The organism is Microcoleus anatoxicus (assembly GCF_042465725.1).
GTDB classification, from domain to species: Bacteria; Cyanobacteriota; Cyanobacteriia; order Cyanobacteriales; family Microcoleaceae; genus Microcoleus; species Microcoleus anatoxicus.
The window spans coordinates 4735261-4753562 of record NZ_CP120853.1 but is presented as its reverse complement, the minus strand read 5'-3'; the positions used below and the strand labels follow the sequence as shown (position 1 = coordinate 4753562).

Genomic DNA, 18302 nt, shown 5'->3' with positions numbered 1-18302 from the left:
CTGCTAAAGTAGGCTAACTCAAAATCAAATCAACACTCACTTCAAAATCAGGAAAAGCCAACGGTGAAACCATTTCTCCCCTCTCAAATTTTTGGATGGAAGTATAGCCATTTGCCGTTGGATAACGGTAAACTTCCAAACAATTAGCTTCTAAATCCCACAACCATACTTCCTGAATCCCAGAACGAGCATAGTTAGGTACTTTCACATCGCGATCAAAATCAACTGTACTATCAGAAACCTCAACTAACAGCAAAACTTCTGACGGTATTGGATGGGCTGTAGCGTAGCAGTCTAAACGGAATTGTAGCAAAACTAGATCGGGTTGAGGTTCGGTACGTTGAGTTAACCGAATTGGGTTTTGAACATCCAAAATAGCACTTTCTTCAGGAATTTGGCGAAACTGCCGGATCAGTCGTCGCACACAAGTAGCATGACGAGTACCAATTGCTGCCATTTGGATGATTTCTCCTTCTATAAGTTCCACTCGTTCGTTATGAGCAAAAACACCAGCCTCACTCATCATGTGGTATTCTTGCACTGTAAATAGCCGTCTTTGAATCTGAACAGACATAACTATTCTCCTTTTTTGGCGGTTAGCCTAAGTTTATTATTTTTGATTCTCATATTCTAGCTACTGCTAAAGCATCCTAACCTAAGATTAAATCAACACTCACTTGAAAATCAGGAAAAGCCAACGGTGAAACAATTTCTCCCCGCTCAAATTTTTGGATTGAAGTATAGCCATTTGCCGTGGGATTGCGGTAAACTTCTAAACAGTTAACTTCAAGATCCCACAACCATACTTCCTGAATTCCAGAACGAGCATAGTTAGGTACTTTCACATCACGGTCATAATTAACCGTACTATCTGCTACCTCTACCAGCAGCAAAATATCCTGACTATTTGGCAAGGATTCTTCATAAAAATCAGCACGACGTTGTACTAAAGCAATATCAGGTTGAGGCTCGGATTTATCATCAAGGCAAATCGGATTTTGCACCCGGACGATCACACTTGTTCGCACTTTGTCATAAAATAAGTCTGCGAGGCGATCGACACGGGCGGCATGACGTTTACCAATTGCAGCCATTTGGATGATTTCTCCTTCTATAAGTTCAACTCGTTCATTCTTGTCAAAAACACCAGCCTCACTCATCAGGTGATATTCTTGGACTGTAAATAGCCGTCTTTGCATCTGAACAGACATAACTATTCTCCTTTTTCGGCAGTTAGCCTAAGTTTACCATTGTATTTTAATAAATAGTATTACTTCAAAACAACAAAAAACCGCCCTAAACGGAGCGGTATATCCAGGAAGTCTGTAAATGACACAGGTTACAACAAGTGAATTAAAGTGCTAAAAAAACAGGTTTTAGCGATCGCAGGGCAGGCATTGTCCGCCCTGCAAATAACCTTAGATCAGAGTAATGCTTGTTGCCGCTGTACTGCCGAAACTGTAGCCAGCAGTAGGGTTAGCAAGACCTAAGCGGACAGTCCCATTATTGGTACTAAATTGGTTGTCTTGAACCGTAAATGTCTGGCTGAGTTGGCCATTGGCGAATGACAGCGTACCGCCAGTGGGGCCGCCTGGGCTAAGCAAGTAGTCTGTACCAAATACAGGTGCAGGGCTGCTGCCTGGAGTACCCGCTAGAATAATATAGTCAACCGATGCTGCACCTATGCCGCTTGAGCGGGTAACTGTAACGGTTGTGCCACCGCCCTGAGTGGCGATCGTGCCGTAATTAGACGCACTATACTGGAAGACATTGCCAGATGCACTGCCGCTACCGTCAATAATGTCTAGTCTTGCTGTTGACGGAGTGCCGACGGGGCCGTTGTTGAGAAATAGGTTAACAGTCTCAGTCATTTCAGGCACTGTATCAGGATTGACAAAGATGCTGAAAGTCTTGGATGTTTCCCCAGGGCCAAAGTTTAGTACACCAGCACCAGAGGAATAATCAACCGAGGTCCCAGTCGATAATGCCGTGCCGTCAAGAGTACCGTAGCTAATGCTTGCGGGAGCCGTATTGGGCCCGACGCGATTGACTGTCACCGTAGCAAAGCCAGATGATTCCTGGGTGCTGAAAGTAGCCGCACTGAAAACGAACTGGGTTGCTGTCGCAGTGGCTGGAGTCGGAGTCGGAACTGGAGTGGGTGTCGGCACAACATCATTAATCGTCAAGATTGCCGGATTGCTGCCGACAGTACCGCCACTGAGTACCAAGTTGACACTTTCTGGGCCTTCAGTAATCCCATCAATCAAAGCGGGGACTGTGAAACTGGCGCTATTTTGACCAGCAGCAAAGTTCAGTGAACCCGCAGCAACGGTGTAGTCAGGTGCTGTCCCGCTAGAAGTAGCCGAACCGTCAGTAGTGCCGTAGTTAATTGTTGCCGCACCAGTACCACCGGTGCGAGTCACGGTAATGGTAGCCGGGCCGCCTTCGTTGACAGTGTAATTGCCTTGACTGAACTGGAAGATACTTGCAGGGGTTGGAGTTGTAATCGGAGTCGGAGTTGGAGCCGGGGCACTTCCACCATCAAAAATTGTCACCGTGGCTGGATTGAGACTGCCTACATTACCGTTGTTCAGAAATACATTTACTGTTTCTGAGCCTTCGCTAATCACATCAGCCACAGTTGGGATAGTGAAAGTGGCGCTAGTTTGTCCTGCTGTAAAATTCAGGGTACCAGTGGTAGGGCTATAGTCCGCAGGAGAAGAAGCTGAACCATCAACTGTACCGAAATTAATGCTTCCGGGAGCCGATGTATTGCCCGTGCGAATCACTGTGACTGTGGCGGGGCTGCCTTCGGGGGTAGAGTAATTATTTGTGCTGAAGCTGAAGACACTTGTAGGTGTTGTTCCTGGTGTCGGTGTGGGTGCCGGGGTTGGGGTTGGTGTGGGCGTGGGTGTGGGTGTGGGCAACCCGGATGATTGAAACCAACCCGGATTTGCGCTCAGTTGTGCAGCAGTCAAACCTTGGAGGTTGACTAAATACTCGCCGGTGCCGGTATCGCGAACGAGGGTGTTGCCGATGCTGATGCCGTTGGAGCCGGTGCCGTCGATGAATTGCAAATCGCTGAATTGCAGTCCGCCAAATAACTGGATGACATCGTTCCCGGAGAGTTGAAAGTCAGTAATGACGTCGGCATCGGAGACGCTGGGGCCGCCAGTAGTTGCTGTGGGTTTGCCGTCGCCTACTCGCCCGATCGCAAACAGGTCATTTCCACCACCACCGCTCATGGTATCAGAACCAAGGTCGCCGTAGAGTACGTCGTCGCCGAGGTCGCCCAGAATCAAGTCGTTGCCTTTACCACCGAACATCGAGTCGTTGTCTTTACCGCCGAATATCGAGTCGTTGCCGTCATTACCGAACACGCTGTCGCGGCCGATGTCGCCTCTTACTAAGTCGTTGCCTTTGCCACCGTATACTTGGTCGTCGTCTTTGCCACCGTATACTTGGTCGTCGCCTTCGTTGCCATTAAGAATATCATTGCCGGGGCCGCCGAATACGAGGTCGTTTCCTGACCCTGCACCGATGGCATCATTACCGTCAAGTCCACTGATTGTATCGTCGCCTAGCAAGCTGCCTAGGCTAATTACGCGACCGTCTGGTAAAGTTCCAGGTATGAGATCTGCGCCTAGAGTTCCTGTTATGTTTGCCATTTTTTTAATTCCACAGATTAGTTTTTTTTGCCTTTAGTAGAAGCACCTGTAGAATTTTTTTAGGGATTTATTGCACTATTTTTATAGACGTATGATTGGTGCAACAATCCGGTATTTATGTCAGGATTGACTATACTTATCCGTTAGATCAAATAATTGCCATAGGCAATCTTTGCTTGCTAGCACTTCGTCAGGTAAATCTGTTTTCATGCCCTGTTAATACCTCAGAATAAACCAGCCAGTATAAAGTTCCCATAGGTTCGGAATTTTATGCTGTAAATTTAATAGTTACCCCAAATATATTTCGGTATAAATAATTGTCTATAAACTCCACCTCTATGCTTCTAAACAATGAGATATTTTCAGGACGATTGTTGGAAAAATAAATAGATATAGCCTTGGGAGTGAAAGATGAAGTACGATCGAGAATAGGTAATAGGTAATAGGTAATTAATAATGCCCTATGCCCTTCCCCCATCCTCCACCTAGGGGGGCTGGGGGGGTTCCCCATTACCCATTACCCATTACCCTATTTACACCTAATATCAATTCCGGTTGTATCGGAATGATTTAACCGCGAAGGCGCGAAGTACGCGAAGGAAGAGAAGAGAGAGTTTAATACAGGACGATGAAGAGAGGATTTTATATAACTAGCAAAAATATCAAACACAGAACCCCGACTTTTTTACAAAGTCGGGGTTCTATTGCTATTATTCTTTCTGCCTTCAACATCTGCTATAGTTCTGAGATGAGAGTGCGGCGATCGCGCCTTGCTTCCTCGTTTTCTGGCTGGATAGCGATGGCTCGATCGTAGGCTGTCATTGCTTCTTCATAGCGCTTTAATTGCGACAATGCTGTCCCCAAGTGATGCCAAGCATCGTAGGAATCAGGCTTGATCGCAACCGCTTGTTCGTAGGCTACGATCGCTTCTTGGTTTCGGTACAATTTTGCTAAGGCTTCGCCTTTACCAAACCAAGCTTCATAACACTGAGGGTTAATTTCGATCGCTTTTTCGTAAGATGCGATCGCGGGTGCGTAATCCAACAGTTTCTCGAAAGCTGTACCTCGGTTGTGCCAAATTTCAAAGTCGTTTGATTTAATCGCAATGGCTTTGTCATAGGATGCGATCGCATCCAGATAGCGGTGTATGTTTCCGAAGACAGCACCTCGATTGTACCAAACTTCATATTTGTCTGGGGCGATGCTGATGGCTCGATCGTAGGAATCAATCGCATCTTTGTAGCGCAGCAATTTCCACAACACATTACCTCGATTGTACCAGGTTTCGTATCTATTGGGATAGATGGCAATCGCTCGATCGTAGGAATCGACTGCTGTTTGGTACTGCTGTATTTTGCCCAACATCACGGCTCGGTTGTGCCAAATTTCGCTGTCGGTTGCTTTGATGGCGAGGGCGCGATCGTAACTGGCGATCGCCTCTTGGTAGTGGTGCAATTTCCCCAATAAAGCTGCGATATTGTGCCAGGGAGCATAATTTGTGGGTTCGATCGCACTTGCTTGCTGGTAACAGACGATCGCCTCTTCGTACTTTTGCAATTTTCCCAGCAAATTAGCTTTATGATACCAAGCTTCATAGTTATTTGATTTAATAGATATGGCTTGGTCATAACAGGCGATCGCCTCTTCGTACTTTTGCAATTTTATTAACACATTTCCGCGCCAATACCAAGCCCTATCTAAATTATTATTCGTTAAAATAGCTTTTTCAAAGCAGACTACTGCCTCATTATAATTGCCTTGAAAATAAAGCTCTTCCCCTTGCTTGATATAATCATCAGCAATCACATTATTGTCCTCACTAGAAACCGAGTCTACTTGTGACTCTGGGGAGTTGTTTGAGGGTGGTGTTGGTGGGACTTTGACAACTTCCTGGGCTACTACGGCGGGGAGTTGAGAAATTTCTTGAACTATTTGAGATTTTTTTTCATAAACTTCCGTCAGCAAAACTTGCAGGTGCATCAAAAATTGAGATTTGAGAGTTTCTATTTGCTCTACGGAAGATTTAGAAACTTCAGTTTCTTTACTTAAAAAATCAATGGATTGTTTGGCGGCACTCATTTGTGCTTCTAATTCATCTCTCAATTTTTGATTCAACTGACTAGAATTGATTAATTCTGATTCTAATACACCAATTCCCTGTAATCTTTTATTGGCATCAGCCACCAACTGTCTGATTACCAGCCGTCGCATCATCCAAAAAAAAGCAAGGGTAACTGGGGGAAATATGGTCCCCAGAATCAGCAAAACATTCAGCAAAGTTATAGTATGATTAAAACTATATTCAGAGTCGATATTGCCACCAGCGCGGGGAGAGAGAAAATCGAAAGCATCGCGAGCTTGGGGGATGGTTTGAGTACCGGATTCTATCAATTTAGCTAGCCAAGTTTCTTGTAAAGATTTTGTCAATTCATCGCCGGATGAAGATGTAGTTTTTTCCTTGGTTTTGGCTGGGGTAGATGACTGGGGTGGCGCTGTCGCCACCAGCAAACCTGTCTGGGATTTGACAGCAATGCGTGGGGAAAATTGTTCGTGGGCGATCGTCTCTGGGGCGCTAATTGAATGAGTCCCACGGGCTACGGTATTATTTATGGCATCCACAAAGTTGCTGCTTTGTGGTGTTTGAGGAGCAGCGGGAGGTGGAGCGGGAGTTGTGCTAGCATTAGCAGTTAAATTCTGGGATGCGAGGGCAGCCAGAGTGAAAAAAGCTACATTTGATACTCGCATAAGCGTGAAATTACTTAAGAAGAGTTAGTGCTTGCCGATCGCTCATCGGGCGATCGCGATGCTACTGTCAGCAGTCAAAATCGCGATTGCCAGAGAGTTTGGCTTACTATCTCCAACATACGCCCAGCCTCTGATTTATCAGGAAAAGTGCCAACAATTCCCACTCTGTCACTTTCCCGAAAGGATAGATGGTGGCGATCGCTCCGGTTCCATCACCCTCTAGTCAGATACCCAACAACTTCTACGAAGTCGGGTATCAAAAATACCCATAAACTCATTGTTGAAAAATGATAAAATAGACATCTCCTAAAAAGCCAGTCTTGGAACAGCAGAATGCCAAGCCCAGAATAATTTTGGGGATGTCCATAACTAATTCAATCAACAGTAATTGAGGGCAATTCATGACAGAAGAACGCACTTACTGGCTGGCTTGGTCTCAAATTAACGGCATCGGGCCGATTTTATTACAAAGATTGCAGGAACATTTTCAGAGTTTAGCAACAGCTTGGACGGCAAAATCCCTAGATTTATGCCAAATTGAAGGCTTTGGGAAACAGACTATTGAAAAAGTAATAGCAGAACGAAAAAAGATTAATCCCGAACAATTTATTGAACAACATCTCATCAAAAATCCCCTTTTTTGGACACCAGCCGATGGAGATTATCCTCGTTTATTATTAGAAATTCCCAATCCGCCAGCAGTCTTATATTATCGGGGTACAGTTGATACCAAAGAAAGTCAAGGAATTACGCCCACAGTAGCAATTGTGGGTACTCGCTCTCCTTCGGAATATGGTAGACGGTGGACTCGTAAATTTAGCGCTGCTTTAGCTAAAAGCGGTTTTACTGTGGTGTCGGGATTGGCGGCTGGAATCGATACAGAAGCTCATACAAGCTGTTTGGGTGCGGGAGGGCGGACTTTTGCCATATTAGGCACGGGAGTCGATATCGTTTATCCTAGCCAAAATGATAAGTTGTACGATCGCATTTTGCAGCAGGGATTAGCAATTAGTGAATATCCCGCTGGTACTCAACCAAATAAAACTAATTTTCCCCGGAGAAATCGGATAATTGCTGGTTTAACTCGTGCTACCATAGTCATAGAAGCTCCGCGCAAATCTGGTGCTTTAATTACCGCTTATCAAGCTAATGATTTTTGCCGGGATGTCTATGTTTTGACCGCAAGATTAGATGATGAACTTTCCTTTGGATGTTTGGAATTATTGAGTAAAGGTGCTCATCCAATTCTGCCCAATAGCGATCGACTTTTGAGCGAAGAACGATTGTTAGAAATGCTGGGAGCTATCCCAAAATTGGATTGTGCCCAACAATTGTCCCTATTTCCAGCCACTCCATCTCCACAAAAGCAAGAGCCAGCATTGGATAGGGAATTAGCTTTGGTGTTAAGCGCGATCGAATCTGGTCCGATTTCTTTTGATTGCATTGTCGAAACCGCAGGATTAGATACCGGCAAAATTTCTAGTGCACTATTGCAATTAGAATTATTAGGATTAGTCTCCCAGTTACCGGGAATGCGATACCAGCGGTGCTGACATCGCATCATTTCTGAATTTCTTCCTCCCTCCCCTTAGTAAGGGGAGGGCTGGGGTGGGGTAAAAAATTTACGACTCCTCCAAGGATTGCTACAGCGGTTCCTGCTGTTATGAGGTACAAAAGCGGGGTGCATCGCATTTTTGTAGGGGATTCGCATTCGCGCCCATATCTTATAGATAGATCAGAGATTTTCAACGCGAATGCTTCGCCCCTACCGATATATTTGCAAATTCGGGATGCTCCCAGTGTGTCGCAATACAGCGGGAATCGCTGTATATTTATTCTTGATTATTTTTTCCTTCCACATATCCATTATCTACCAGTCGCCAAGCACCGCCAGAATTGCCTGTCAAATCGCAATCTTCAACCTTCGCAATACTATCTCTATAAAGTGCGATCGCCTCAGAGCCATTACCAGTAATTCGACACCGACGTACAATCAATTTCCCTCCCAATCCGACACCAATTCCTACAGTACCGTTGCCAAAAATATGACTATCTTCCACCGTTAGTTGGGCGCGATCAGAGATAAAAATACCGTTCCATATCCCGTCATGAATTTGACAGCGACGGATTACAGAAGCTGCATTATGCCCGCAAATACCCACTACAGAATAGTCGGCAGAAGTAATATCGCTATCTTCGATGATTAACTCTCCTTCCCGAATATCAACCGCATAATAATTCCCAGTAGCATTTAGGGTTAAGCCTCGCACTAAAGCCGATGCTGTTTGCATTTTTATGCAGTTAGAATTGGTACTTTTAACAACAATGCTTCCCGCTTCTATTTTACCGATAATTTCCACAGATTTATTGAGGATGAGACTTTCTAAATATAAGCCTGGATTCACATAAATTCGAGTATTTGCTGCTGCATTTTTCAGTGCTTCGCTAATTGTAGTATAATTACCTTGGCCTTGTTGACAAACAACCAATTCTAGGCTATTGGAGATTCGATCGTGGAAAGTTGATGCTGCAATTTCCTCAGATTCAGCAGCGGGTGTTTCAATTTCTCCATCGCCCGTGAGGGATTGTGCTGGGATTTCTGATAGTTGTGTACTTAGTTGCAACTTTTGGCGATCGAAATTTGCTAACTGATGCTCTAATTCGGATACTTGAGCTGTCAGGTTAGCTTGCTGTTGTTGCGCCGTCTCTAATTGACTTTGCATTTCGGCAATTTGCGTGTAATATTGCGATCGCTCTTGATGTGCTGTTTCCCAATCTGACTGTAATTGGGAGCGACTGTGCTCTAATTCGGATACTTGAGCTGTCAGGTTAGCTTGCTGTTGTTGCGCCGTCTCTAAGTGACTTTGCATTTCGGCAATTTGGGTATAATATTGCGATCGCTCTTGATGTGCTGTTTCCCAATCCGCTTGTAATTGGGAGCGACTCTGCTCTAATTCGGATACTTGAGCTGTCAGGTTAGCTTGCTGTTGTTGCGCCATCTCTAATTGACTTTGCATTTCGGCAATTTGGGTGTAATATTGCGATCGCTCTTGATGTGCTGTTTCCCAATCCGCTTGTAATTGGGAGCGACTCTGCTCTAATTCGGATACTTGAGCTGTCAGGTTAGCTTGCTGTTGTTGCGCCATCTCTAATTGACTTTGCATTTCGGCAATTTGGGTATAATATTGCGATCGCTCTTGTTGAGTTTTTTCTAAATCAGCTTGTAGTTGCGAACACTGAGATTGAAACTGCGATAAAGCTTGCTCATTTTGATTGATTTTATCCTCCACAGCAGCTAATTGTAGTACCAAATCTTCTCGCTCTTGCGAAATCATCCTTGACTGATTTTCCCCCGCCACAATTAGAGCTTTTAATTCAGTTATCTCCTGATTCGCTGCTTCTAAATTAGATTGAGCTTCCGATAGTTCCCGTTTCATTTGGGAGAGTTCTTCATGCTCTGATTCTAACTGGACTTGCGATTCAGACAGTCGATCGTTCAGTTGCGCTTTTTCTTGAGTTACATTTGCCAATTTCGGCTCTAATTCTAAAATTTGATAACTTAAAGCTTCCCGTTCCTCAATCAGAGACTCCAACTGTTTTTCCAGATTTAATAATTGCGGTTGAATTTCCGTTTGCTTTTGGCTAGCATTTTGTAATTGAATATGTAACAATTGTCGTTCAGTATTAGAACTTTCAAGCTGATATTCTACTTCTGATAACTGATTTACGAAGACCAATTTTTCTTCTTCGAGAATATCTAGCTGAGCTTGTAAATTAGATTTTTTAAATAAAATTTCCTCTTTTTCTTTCACAGCGCGATCGCACTTGATTTTGCTTTCCGCCACTTGGTACTGTAGCTGCAACTTTTCTTGATTAGCCGCTGCTAATTCACCTTCTATTTCCGCTATTTTCGCCTGAAACAAGCCAATTTCTTGGTACAATGGTTCTGACTCTGCTTGAGTTTGTTCTAATTGTAATTTCAGTTGCGATCGCTCTTGTTCGGCTATGTCTAATTGATGTTTAACTTCGGCAAATTCCGACAGAGATAACTGATTTTCTCTAGCACTTTCTAATTGAAATTGCAAGTCTAAAACCAGAGCATCAACCAGGGATCTATCTTCACTCATTAGTCCCAACATCTCTTCCAATTCCGAGACTTGCGTATTTAACAAGTATTGTTGTTGATTCCTTTCGTTTAAGGAATTTTCCAAGTCAGAAATTTGAAAGTTTAGCTGATTTTCTTCCTGAATTTTCTGCCTAATTTCCGCATTTTTTACCCCCAACTCCGAGGCTAACTGCGACAGAGCCTGCTGCGATTTGTCTATCCGCATCAAGTTGCGCTTATTTCGCTCATTCAAGATTAGCCAACAGACTAATAACCCGCCCCCAAATCCTATTAATAAGAGTAATGCTTCCATTTGCTTTATTTAATTGATAAAATTTAAAGATTCTTAATTTGTTATGACACAAAATATACCTTCGGTCAATATAGCAATCCTAAATCATTTGTGAATTTCTTACTCCCTCCCCTGATTCAAGGGGAGGGTTGGGGTGGGGTAAAAAATTTACGACTCATTTAGGATTGCTATAGGTAGTGTACTCTATCATATCACAAATTATTCCCGGATTTAATTTTACTGAAACTATTTATATTTCTTTACAACCTCCGCAGCGATCGCAGAGGTTGAAGTTATCAGCCGTTACAGAGCTAGGAGAAATGAAGCAAATCCACAATATGAGAAATAATACCAATATCTTTCCTGAGTAAATAATCTAGGCGATCGGCGATCAAACTCAAAATCAAATCATTATAAGTCATGTTATATTCCGCCAAACCAAGAGCCACTAAACTGGTCACATTTTCCGCAGGGCGTTTCAGATCTGGTTTCGGATTAGCCTCCAAAACATAAAGTTCTCCATTCTCATCGCACCTGACATCAATCCGCACCAAACTATTGAGACTAAACTCCCAATAAATTTTTTGGGCTAATTCAATTAACTCCTGCTTTAATTGCGGTTCTTCTGGGCCAATCAACTTTCCGCGATCCGCAGTAATCGTTTTTTTATCCATAGAAGTAAAGATTAATTCATCAGATTCTAAAACCCGTTCGATCGTGGAAAAAGCAAAGGGTTTGTGCTGTTTATAAAAACTGCCTTGAGCGTGAGTAACGTAGCCACAAACAGCAACACAAAACTCTCTTCCAGGTAAATATTTTTCAATCAAAGCAGTATTGTGAGTTGCAAAATGAACAGCAGAAATAGCTTGAGACAAACCCTCAATTGTTTCGACAAAATGAACGTGCAACGAAGCTCTACCGGATACTGGCTTGACGATAAAAGGTCCAGAATAATCACCAAAAGCAATGGCAAAACGGTCTTGCAATTTTGGTTTAAATATGCCTTGAGAAGGATGCCAAATGATAAACGGAGCCGTTTTGATTCCGACTGATTGCAGTTCCCGTTTAAAGGCGTGCTTGTTATCTAAAATAGAGCTATTTAAAGGGTTATGACCAATATAAGGCATTCCCAACATTTCTAACAAAGCGGGAGTGTGACAAACCGGATTGTATCCCTGAACGCCTCCGGTATTCAGCCAGACTAAATGGATATTTTCTGCCTTGAGTTTGTCTGGCAAATTCAGATCGTCAGGCATCATAAAAACCTGCTTGAATCCTACTTCTTTTAAGGAATTGGCAATTTCTCTGGCTACCACTTCATAACTTTTCCAAGCGCGGGGATTGTGAGTTTTGTAAATCACAGAGCCTGGTTTGTTGCAGTCGCCGCCGAATACCACTGCAATCCGCAATTTAGTAAAAAATACTTCCAAATATTCAGGTAGCAGACTAAAGTCGTAATGCCAGCGATTCATCCCAATTGATGATGTTGCAACCATAATGCCTAATTCCTATCTGTCTAATTTTAGTTTTTTTGTTTGATGTTTTTTTCCGCAGAATCGCTAGATTTTGCTATGTATATCCCAGCCAAAACTACAAAAAAAGCCAGCCAGTTAAACAAACTCAAATTTTCGGTAAAGAGTATCCAAGCTAATATGGCAGTAATCACAGGTTCTAACAGCAGGAAAAGAGCCACAAAACCTGATGATAAACGACCGAGACTGTGGATGAGAAGTCCTTGACCGAAAGCTTGGCAAATCACGGCTAGAGCAATTACGGCTAGCCATCCTTGCCAAGAATAAGGGAAAATGCGATCGCCCGCCAGCAACACCAGTGGCAAAATCAAGAGACTGCCAATAAAACAGCGCCACATTAATATAGTTGTCGCCGGGAACTTTGTCCGTAAATGTTCTGCTATCAGCAGATTTCCTGCATAGAACATTGCCGATAAAAGAGCCGCCAAATCGCCAGTAAAATTCTCTCCGGCAGTTTGTAAATCATCAAATCCGATGGCGATCGCCCCCGCCAAAGCTACCGCCATTCCGATTAAAAACCTGCGGTCAAAACGGCGGCCCAATAGTAGCCAACCTCCCAAAGTTGTAAACAAAGGAGTTAAGTTTCTCAGTACAGTAGAATTAGCAACATTCGTCCTCGTCAGAGACCAAGCCCAAAAACCCAAGGAAGCCGAAGAAACTATACCTACCGCGATTAATAGCATCAAATCGCGGATAGTGTAGTTCGATCGCCCTTGAGGTTCTGCATCAGAGATGCGACGGCGGGCTTCACCGACACCATTCCATACAGCAAACACCAAAGTTGCGATCCACAAACGGTTAAAAACAGTAGCATTAGCACTGATTTCCCCTTCGCTTAACCTAATGAAAATGGCTGCAAAAGAGACAGCTAAAAGCGCCGCCGACAGCGAAACTATCGCCCAGAACTTCCCTTGAGTATCCGTTGGTGTATCGTTGTTAACATCATCATCCTGGTTTGCCAAAACAAGACTGGTTTTAGGTAGAGGTTTTAAGGCATGATTTAAACCATTTACCTCTAATTTTTCCTGTTGTAGATCGATATTTGTTTCTGGCATTTCCAGTTGTTTTGACATTTTCCTTCTTCCTGTTTCCTTGTTCCTTATTCCTTCGGCTATCACAGCAGTTTCGGATCAAGGTTTAATAGAAAGTCTTGCAAAAGCATCCTTCAGCAGGGGTGGTAATTGGCGAATAATTTTACCCTTCTCGCCATCTACCGCCACCAAAGTTACCTGGGCTGTCGCATACAACTCCTCGCCGTCAGCCGATCGAATTTCGTAGTCCCAAAGCAGCCGGACACCTTCACTAGCAGACATCCGCGTTTTGATGGCTACAGCTTGTCCCATCTGTGGGGCGCGGTGGTAGCGCAAGGAAAGTTCCACCACGGGCAATTCTAAGCCCTGGGCCACCCAATCAGCATACTCAATGCCGATCGAGCGCAAACTTTCCACGCGGGCTTCCTCCATCCAGGTAACGTAAGTACCATGCCAAACGGCACCGCTGTAGTCGGTATGGTGAGGGTATACTCGCACCAAATATTCAAACCAGCCTCCAGATTCCATCGAAGACAGGCTTTGAATAGCGCCCGCAGGTGCGAGTTGAGGTTGAGTTCGATCGTTCTCTAACACTTTACAAATCGTTCCAAAACGCTACATTTCTACAAATCATAAAGCAAACTTCAAGCTTATGCTTGACTTTAGCAAACTAGATTCCTCAACTCCGACTACCCGAAGGCAGAAGTGGCCTATGCTGAAGGCAGAAAGTCAAAATGTTGATATCTGATGTTTTGACTGCATCTGTAACTAACGAGTTCTGCCTTTGGGCGACGAGTTCAACCTCGCACACAAAAATTCAACTTTTTTCCACACGAAAGAAACCATGATAGAAAAAATTTTAGTAGCCGTGGCTGGCCGCGGTCTCTGCGAAGAGATGTTTAATATGTTGATGGACATCCCTTCCTTGCAACAAACCTCTGTCACTGTCTTGCACGTCGTGCCACCTCAAGTAACATCGGACGGAATGGCAGACAAGTTGGAAGAAGGAGGCAAGATATTAGCACAAGCGGTTCAATCTTTAAAAATAGACCCGAGCAAAGTCAATCCCCGCCTGAAACAAGGAGACCCGAAGACGATTGTTTGCCAAGTGGCTGAAGAAGAACAATCTGACTTGGTAATCATGGGTTCGCGGGGGTTTGGCAGACTGCAATCTATTCTGGAAAATTCGGTCAGTCAGTATGTTTTCCAGCTAACATCCCGGCCGATGCTATTAGTAAAAGACGATATTTACGTCAAAAAAATTAAGCGTGTTATGGTGGCGATCGACAAATCGGAATCCGCCAAACAATCCTTGGACCTGGCCCTATCTTTAGTCAAGGATATTAATGGCGGACAACTAATTTTAGTCCACGTCACTAAAGATTTGACTGGAAAAGCGACGGAAGATGTGACCGCAAGTGCTGAAAAAGACCCCGTATTAGCGCCCGCAGTAGCACTGGCGAAACAAATGGGAGTTAGCTACCGCTGCGTTAGTGCCACAGGCAAGCCTGGGGAAGCAATTTGTAGGTTTACAGATGAACTGAATGCTGACTTATTAGTGATTGGTTCACCGGATCGCCGTCCTAGTGTTGCCAAGTCCTTTGTCGATCTCGATCGACTCCTAGGAAACTCTCTTTCCGACTACGTGCGAGTCTATGCTAATTGTCCCGTATTGCTAGCCCGGACGACAGGCTAAATTCAAAATCCCCAATCTAAAAGGGAGCATCCCGATTTTATAAGGGCGAAGCATGACCGCAGACAATTTAGTAGTGATAACCAGAGATTTACAGCGGTCATGCTTCGCCCCTACGAATATATTGGGAAAACACAGATCCAGCCATCTAAAATAGGTATGAAAAATTAAAAAAGCGCCAAAGCAAAAAGCTATGGGCGCTTTTTTTCTAATACACAAAGCTAGACAAAAATAGCATAAATTACTAATCTTTTCTGCCTTGACGGCTAGCTGTTTGAATGTACAGAATGATTAGAAAAACACTGGGAACCAGTACAAATAGAATGGTTGCCACAAACCCTAGATCGTTAACTTCCATGAAGACGCCAGCCTCTATCTAAAAAGTATGAAAATACACACAACTAGGATATCACTCATACCAGTTTTTTATGAGGCTGCATAGAATCTGATCCCCCCTAACCCCCCTTAATAAGGGGGGAACAAGATTCTGCTCAAAGTCCCCCACCCCACCCCCCTCCCCCTCCCCCTCCCCCCTTGGGGGGGGCAGGGGGGGGTGGGGGGGCAGGGGGGGGTGGGGGGGCTAGGGGGATCGAGATATATGCAACTTCACATTAAATTGGTATCAAAGGTAGAAGGCAGAGAATTGGAGAGTAATACCAATTTCATAAAGTAGCGCTACATATCTACCCCCCCAACCCCCCCTTATTAAGGGGGGGCTAAGAACTACATTTGTAGTAGGACTTTATGAAAATGGTATAAGAGGGGGGTAGGCAAAGAAAGGCACTACCCCTACCCGATCCTTGTTTTTCGGAGAATGAAAGTGCCCTGGGGCGAGGGGGGGTTGCCCAAGACCCAAGGCCCCATGCCCAGTGGCAGTTATGGCTTTGTCTTGACACTCACTGGGCCATTGACCAAAGCTTGACAAGCCAACCGATAGTTTTCGGGCTTTTTCTTGAGCTTGCGGTTCTCAAAGTCAGTGCGGGGGGAAAGATTTTCACTACCTTCGACAATTTCCACGATGCAAGTGCCACATTGACCGTAGCCTCCGCAATTCATCATCTTTCCCGAAAAAGTGTACAAATCGATGCGGTTTTCTAGAGCTTTGAACCTTAAATTGGCTCCGTCTGCTGCGATGACTTCCTGATTTTCCTTCACGAACTTGATATTGCCCATTACCGATTCCTTAACGCAGTGACTTGGTTCTTTATTACAAAATATTAACTATTGTATCGGACATTTAATACCCGATCGCCTATTTTTCCGATCGTCCCAGGAAAATGCCCCCAGCTCTAAGGAGTTCTGGAGAGATTGTTACCGGGAAGATTGCTCACCGCCCGCTGGAGAGACGAAAGCGAGCGGTTGTAGCCAATAATTGCCAAAAGTCGGTTTCTTTCAGCCCTAGTCAAATCCGTTTCCGCCTGAATCACATCCGTCTGAGTACCGACACCAGCTTGAAAGCGCAGTCTGGCCAAACGCAGGGCTTCCCTCGACTGCAAAACCCCAGCCTCAGAAGTTTCGATATTCTCAAAACTAGACTCCAAGCCAAAATAAGCTTGTTCCACTTCCCGGCGCACCTGGTTGCGGGTTTGATCGAATCTACTTTCGGCGATCGCAATATCAGCATCGCGCTGTTTCACCCTCGCCTTGGCTGCGCCCCCGTCAAAGATACTCCAAGTCAGACTTGCCTGGATGGCATAACCGTCCGCCCAGCCGTGAGCGGCAAAGGGGTTAGGGTTCTCAGAGTTTTGCCCCTGCACGTTGTAACTGCCCGAAACATTCAGTTGAGGTAAACGCCCGGCCAAAATCGATCGACGCTGCTGCTTGCTCAGATCCCTCTGTACCAACTGCTGTTCCAACTCAGCGCGATTTTTAAAAGCCTGCACGATACTTTCTTCTAAAGACAGCCTCCAAGAACCCGCTTGCTCCACCGGGTCCGCGGCCGTCAAGTTCGAGGACTGACTGATATTTAACAGCTCAGACAACTGACGCTGGCGGATGCGCTGATCGCGGCGGGCATTGGCTAGCTGCTGCTGTTCGTTGGCCAAATTGGCCTGGGCCTGCAACACGGCAAAGCGAGTTCCTACTCCTGCCCGTTCCAGGGCTTCGGCATCCCGCAAACTTTGTTGAGCATTTCTCACCGATGCTTGGCGAATCGCCACTTGTCCGTCTGCATCTTGCAGGTTGTAGTAAGCATCTGTCACATCAAAGCGAAGTTGTTCGGCTTGGCGTTCCACTTCCAGTTCTCGCAAGCGCAACTGTTCCTGGGCCGCGCGGATGTTAGCACTCCGGCGGCCGAACAAATCAACGTCGTAGCTTAACTGCAAAGTGCTGTTGAGACTGTTACTGGCGAAATTTGGGGTGGCTTGGGCGGCCGGCCGTCCGGTTTGGTTTGCTTGAAAGTTGTTGATTCGCTGCTGACTCCGCACTTGGATTTCTCCACCGGCGCTCAAAGAGCGGGTGGCGTTCATTTGAAAATTGAGGTCGGGATATAAAGCTGCTTGTTGTTCCCGCACGGCTGCTTGAGTTTGTTGTAATTGCAGTTGAGAAATTTGCAGAGTTTGGCTGTTGCGGCGGGCGAGGTCAACGGCTTGTTGCAAGCTAATGGACTGAGTTTCTTCAATCCTGACATCAAGAGGTTGAGTTGGAAACAACAGCGGATTGGGGTTGGGTTCCAGGGTTCTGGGTGGCTGGGTTTGTAATATGCCTTTGGGAGTTGGAGGGGGGAAACTTTCGCCCGGAGTATTGCTTGGTGGTGGTGTCAGGGAACTTGGCACCGGAATGATGTTGGGGTTTTTGGGGGAAGGTGCGCCCTGGGCGATCGCAGTTGGTGCTGGTGTGGCACTTTCGACTCCAACTACTGGTGGAGTTTGGTCAGCATTTTGGGAATTAGAGCCTAGTGGCTGGGGATTAGCTGTCGGGGAGTTTTCCTGAGACTGATTTGAGGGGGAAAGGGCGATCGACTCTGATGGTTGTTCTGGCGTTGTTTGCGATTCTAATTTAAGATTCTCTCCCACAGGTAGCTGATTACTTTGGGCCGAATTCTCCGGGGACTTAACCGCAGACTGTGCAGCAGCACTGTGTCCCACATTGCCGAAAGTAATTGCAGCACCTACTCCTACTACCACGATTTGACGAAAAACACGCATAAATTTTAAATTATTCTGCAATTCCAGAGACAATTTTTAAGCAAGACAGAGGTCTCTAATTTCAGTTTAAACTCAGAAGTCCCAGCTTAG

14 protein-coding genes are annotated in these 18302 nt (G+C 45.0%); 3 read left to right on the top strand and 11 right to left on the bottom strand.

Features of this window, described 5'->3' with window-relative positions; genetic code table 11:
- Positions 1-13: 13 nt before the first annotated feature.
- The 4 genes from P2A85_RS20655 to P2A85_RS20640 all read right to left on the bottom strand — a co-directional run bounded on the left by P2A85_RS20655 (position 14) and on the right by P2A85_RS20640 (position 6413).
- A complete protein-coding gene (locus tag P2A85_RS20655; protein WP_377475245.1) occupies positions 14-574 on the bottom strand; it encodes a Uma2 family endonuclease in 561 nt (186 codons plus the stop codon).
- Positions 575-650: 76 nt separating this feature from the next.
- Entirely contained in the window at positions 651-1211 is a 561-nt protein-coding gene (locus tag P2A85_RS20650; RefSeq protein ID WP_377475243.1) for a Uma2 family endonuclease, read from the bottom strand.
- Between the two features lie 207 nt (positions 1212-1418).
- A complete protein-coding gene (locus P2A85_RS20645; RefSeq protein ID WP_377475241.1) occupies positions 1419-3668 on the bottom strand; it encodes a Calx-beta domain-containing protein in 2250 nt (749 codons plus the stop codon).
- A gap of 735 nt (positions 3669-4403) precedes the next feature.
- Positions 4404-6413 (bottom strand): tetratricopeptide repeat protein, encoded by a 2010-nt coding sequence (locus tag P2A85_RS20640; protein WP_377475239.1) that lies wholly within the window; start codon positions 6411-6413, stop codon positions 4404-4406.
- Between the two features lie 31 nt (positions 6414-6444).
- On the opposite strand from P2A85_RS20640, the gene P2A85_RS20635 reads away from it, so the two are divergent.
- Positions 6445-6636, top strand: a complete 192-nt coding sequence (locus P2A85_RS20635) for a hypothetical protein (RefSeq protein ID WP_377475237.1) — start codon at positions 6445-6447, stop codon at positions 6634-6636.
- A 178-nt stretch (positions 6637-6814) separates the two neighbouring features.
- Positions 6815-7966, top strand: a complete 1152-nt coding sequence (dprA, locus tag P2A85_RS20630; RefSeq protein ID WP_377475235.1) for a DNA-processing protein DprA — start codon at positions 6815-6817, stop codon at positions 7964-7966.
- 279 nt (positions 7967-8245) lie between these two features.
- On the opposite strand, the gene P2A85_RS20625 is transcribed toward dprA, so the two are convergent.
- The 4 genes from P2A85_RS20625 to P2A85_RS20610 form a co-directional block, all read right to left on the bottom strand.
- A complete protein-coding gene (locus P2A85_RS20625; protein ID WP_377475233.1) occupies positions 8246-10831 on the bottom strand; it encodes a right-handed parallel beta-helix repeat-containing protein in 2586 nt (861 codons plus the stop codon).
- A gap of 290 nt (positions 10832-11121) precedes the next feature.
- Positions 11122-12306, bottom strand: a complete 1185-nt coding sequence (locus P2A85_RS20620; RefSeq protein WP_377475231.1) for an ATP-grasp domain-containing protein — start codon at positions 12304-12306, stop codon at positions 11122-11124.
- A 26-nt stretch (positions 12307-12332) separates the two neighbouring features.
- Positions 12333-13415 (bottom strand): DMT family transporter, encoded by a 1083-nt coding sequence (locus P2A85_RS20615; RefSeq protein ID WP_377475229.1) that lies wholly within the window; start codon positions 13413-13415, stop codon positions 12333-12335.
- Positions 13416-13472: 57 nt separating this feature from the next.
- Positions 13473-13967, bottom strand: coding sequence for a thioesterase family protein (locus P2A85_RS20610; protein ID WP_340525799.1), 495 nt, complete (start codon positions 13965-13967; stop codon positions 13473-13475).
- Between the two features lie 250 nt (positions 13968-14217).
- Between P2A85_RS20610 and P2A85_RS20605 the strand changes: the two genes are divergently transcribed.
- Positions 14218-15069, top strand: coding sequence for a universal stress protein (locus P2A85_RS20605; RefSeq protein WP_341736995.1), 852 nt, complete (start codon positions 14218-14220; stop codon positions 15067-15069).
- 241 nt (positions 15070-15310) lie between these two features.
- Here the strand turns inward: P2A85_RS20605 and psbM are convergent, their stop codons facing one another.
- The 3 genes from psbM to P2A85_RS20590 form a co-directional block, all read right to left on the bottom strand.
- The gene (gene psbM / locus P2A85_RS20600) at positions 15311-15424 is read right to left on the bottom strand and encodes a photosystem II reaction center protein PsbM (RefSeq protein ID WP_015177760.1); all 114 of its coding nucleotides are present in this window, start codon (positions 15422-15424) and stop codon (positions 15311-15313) included.
- Positions 15425-15942: 518 nt separating this feature from the next.
- A complete protein-coding gene (locus tag P2A85_RS20595; RefSeq protein ID WP_371117431.1) occupies positions 15943-16239 on the bottom strand; it encodes a 2Fe-2S iron-sulfur cluster-binding protein in 297 nt (98 codons plus the stop codon).
- Between the two features lie 116 nt (positions 16240-16355).
- The gene (locus tag P2A85_RS20590; RefSeq protein WP_377475225.1) at positions 16356-18212 is read right to left on the bottom strand and encodes a TolC family protein; all 1857 of its coding nucleotides are present in this window, start codon (positions 18210-18212) and stop codon (positions 16356-16358) included.
- Positions 18213-18302: the final 90 nt, after the last annotated feature.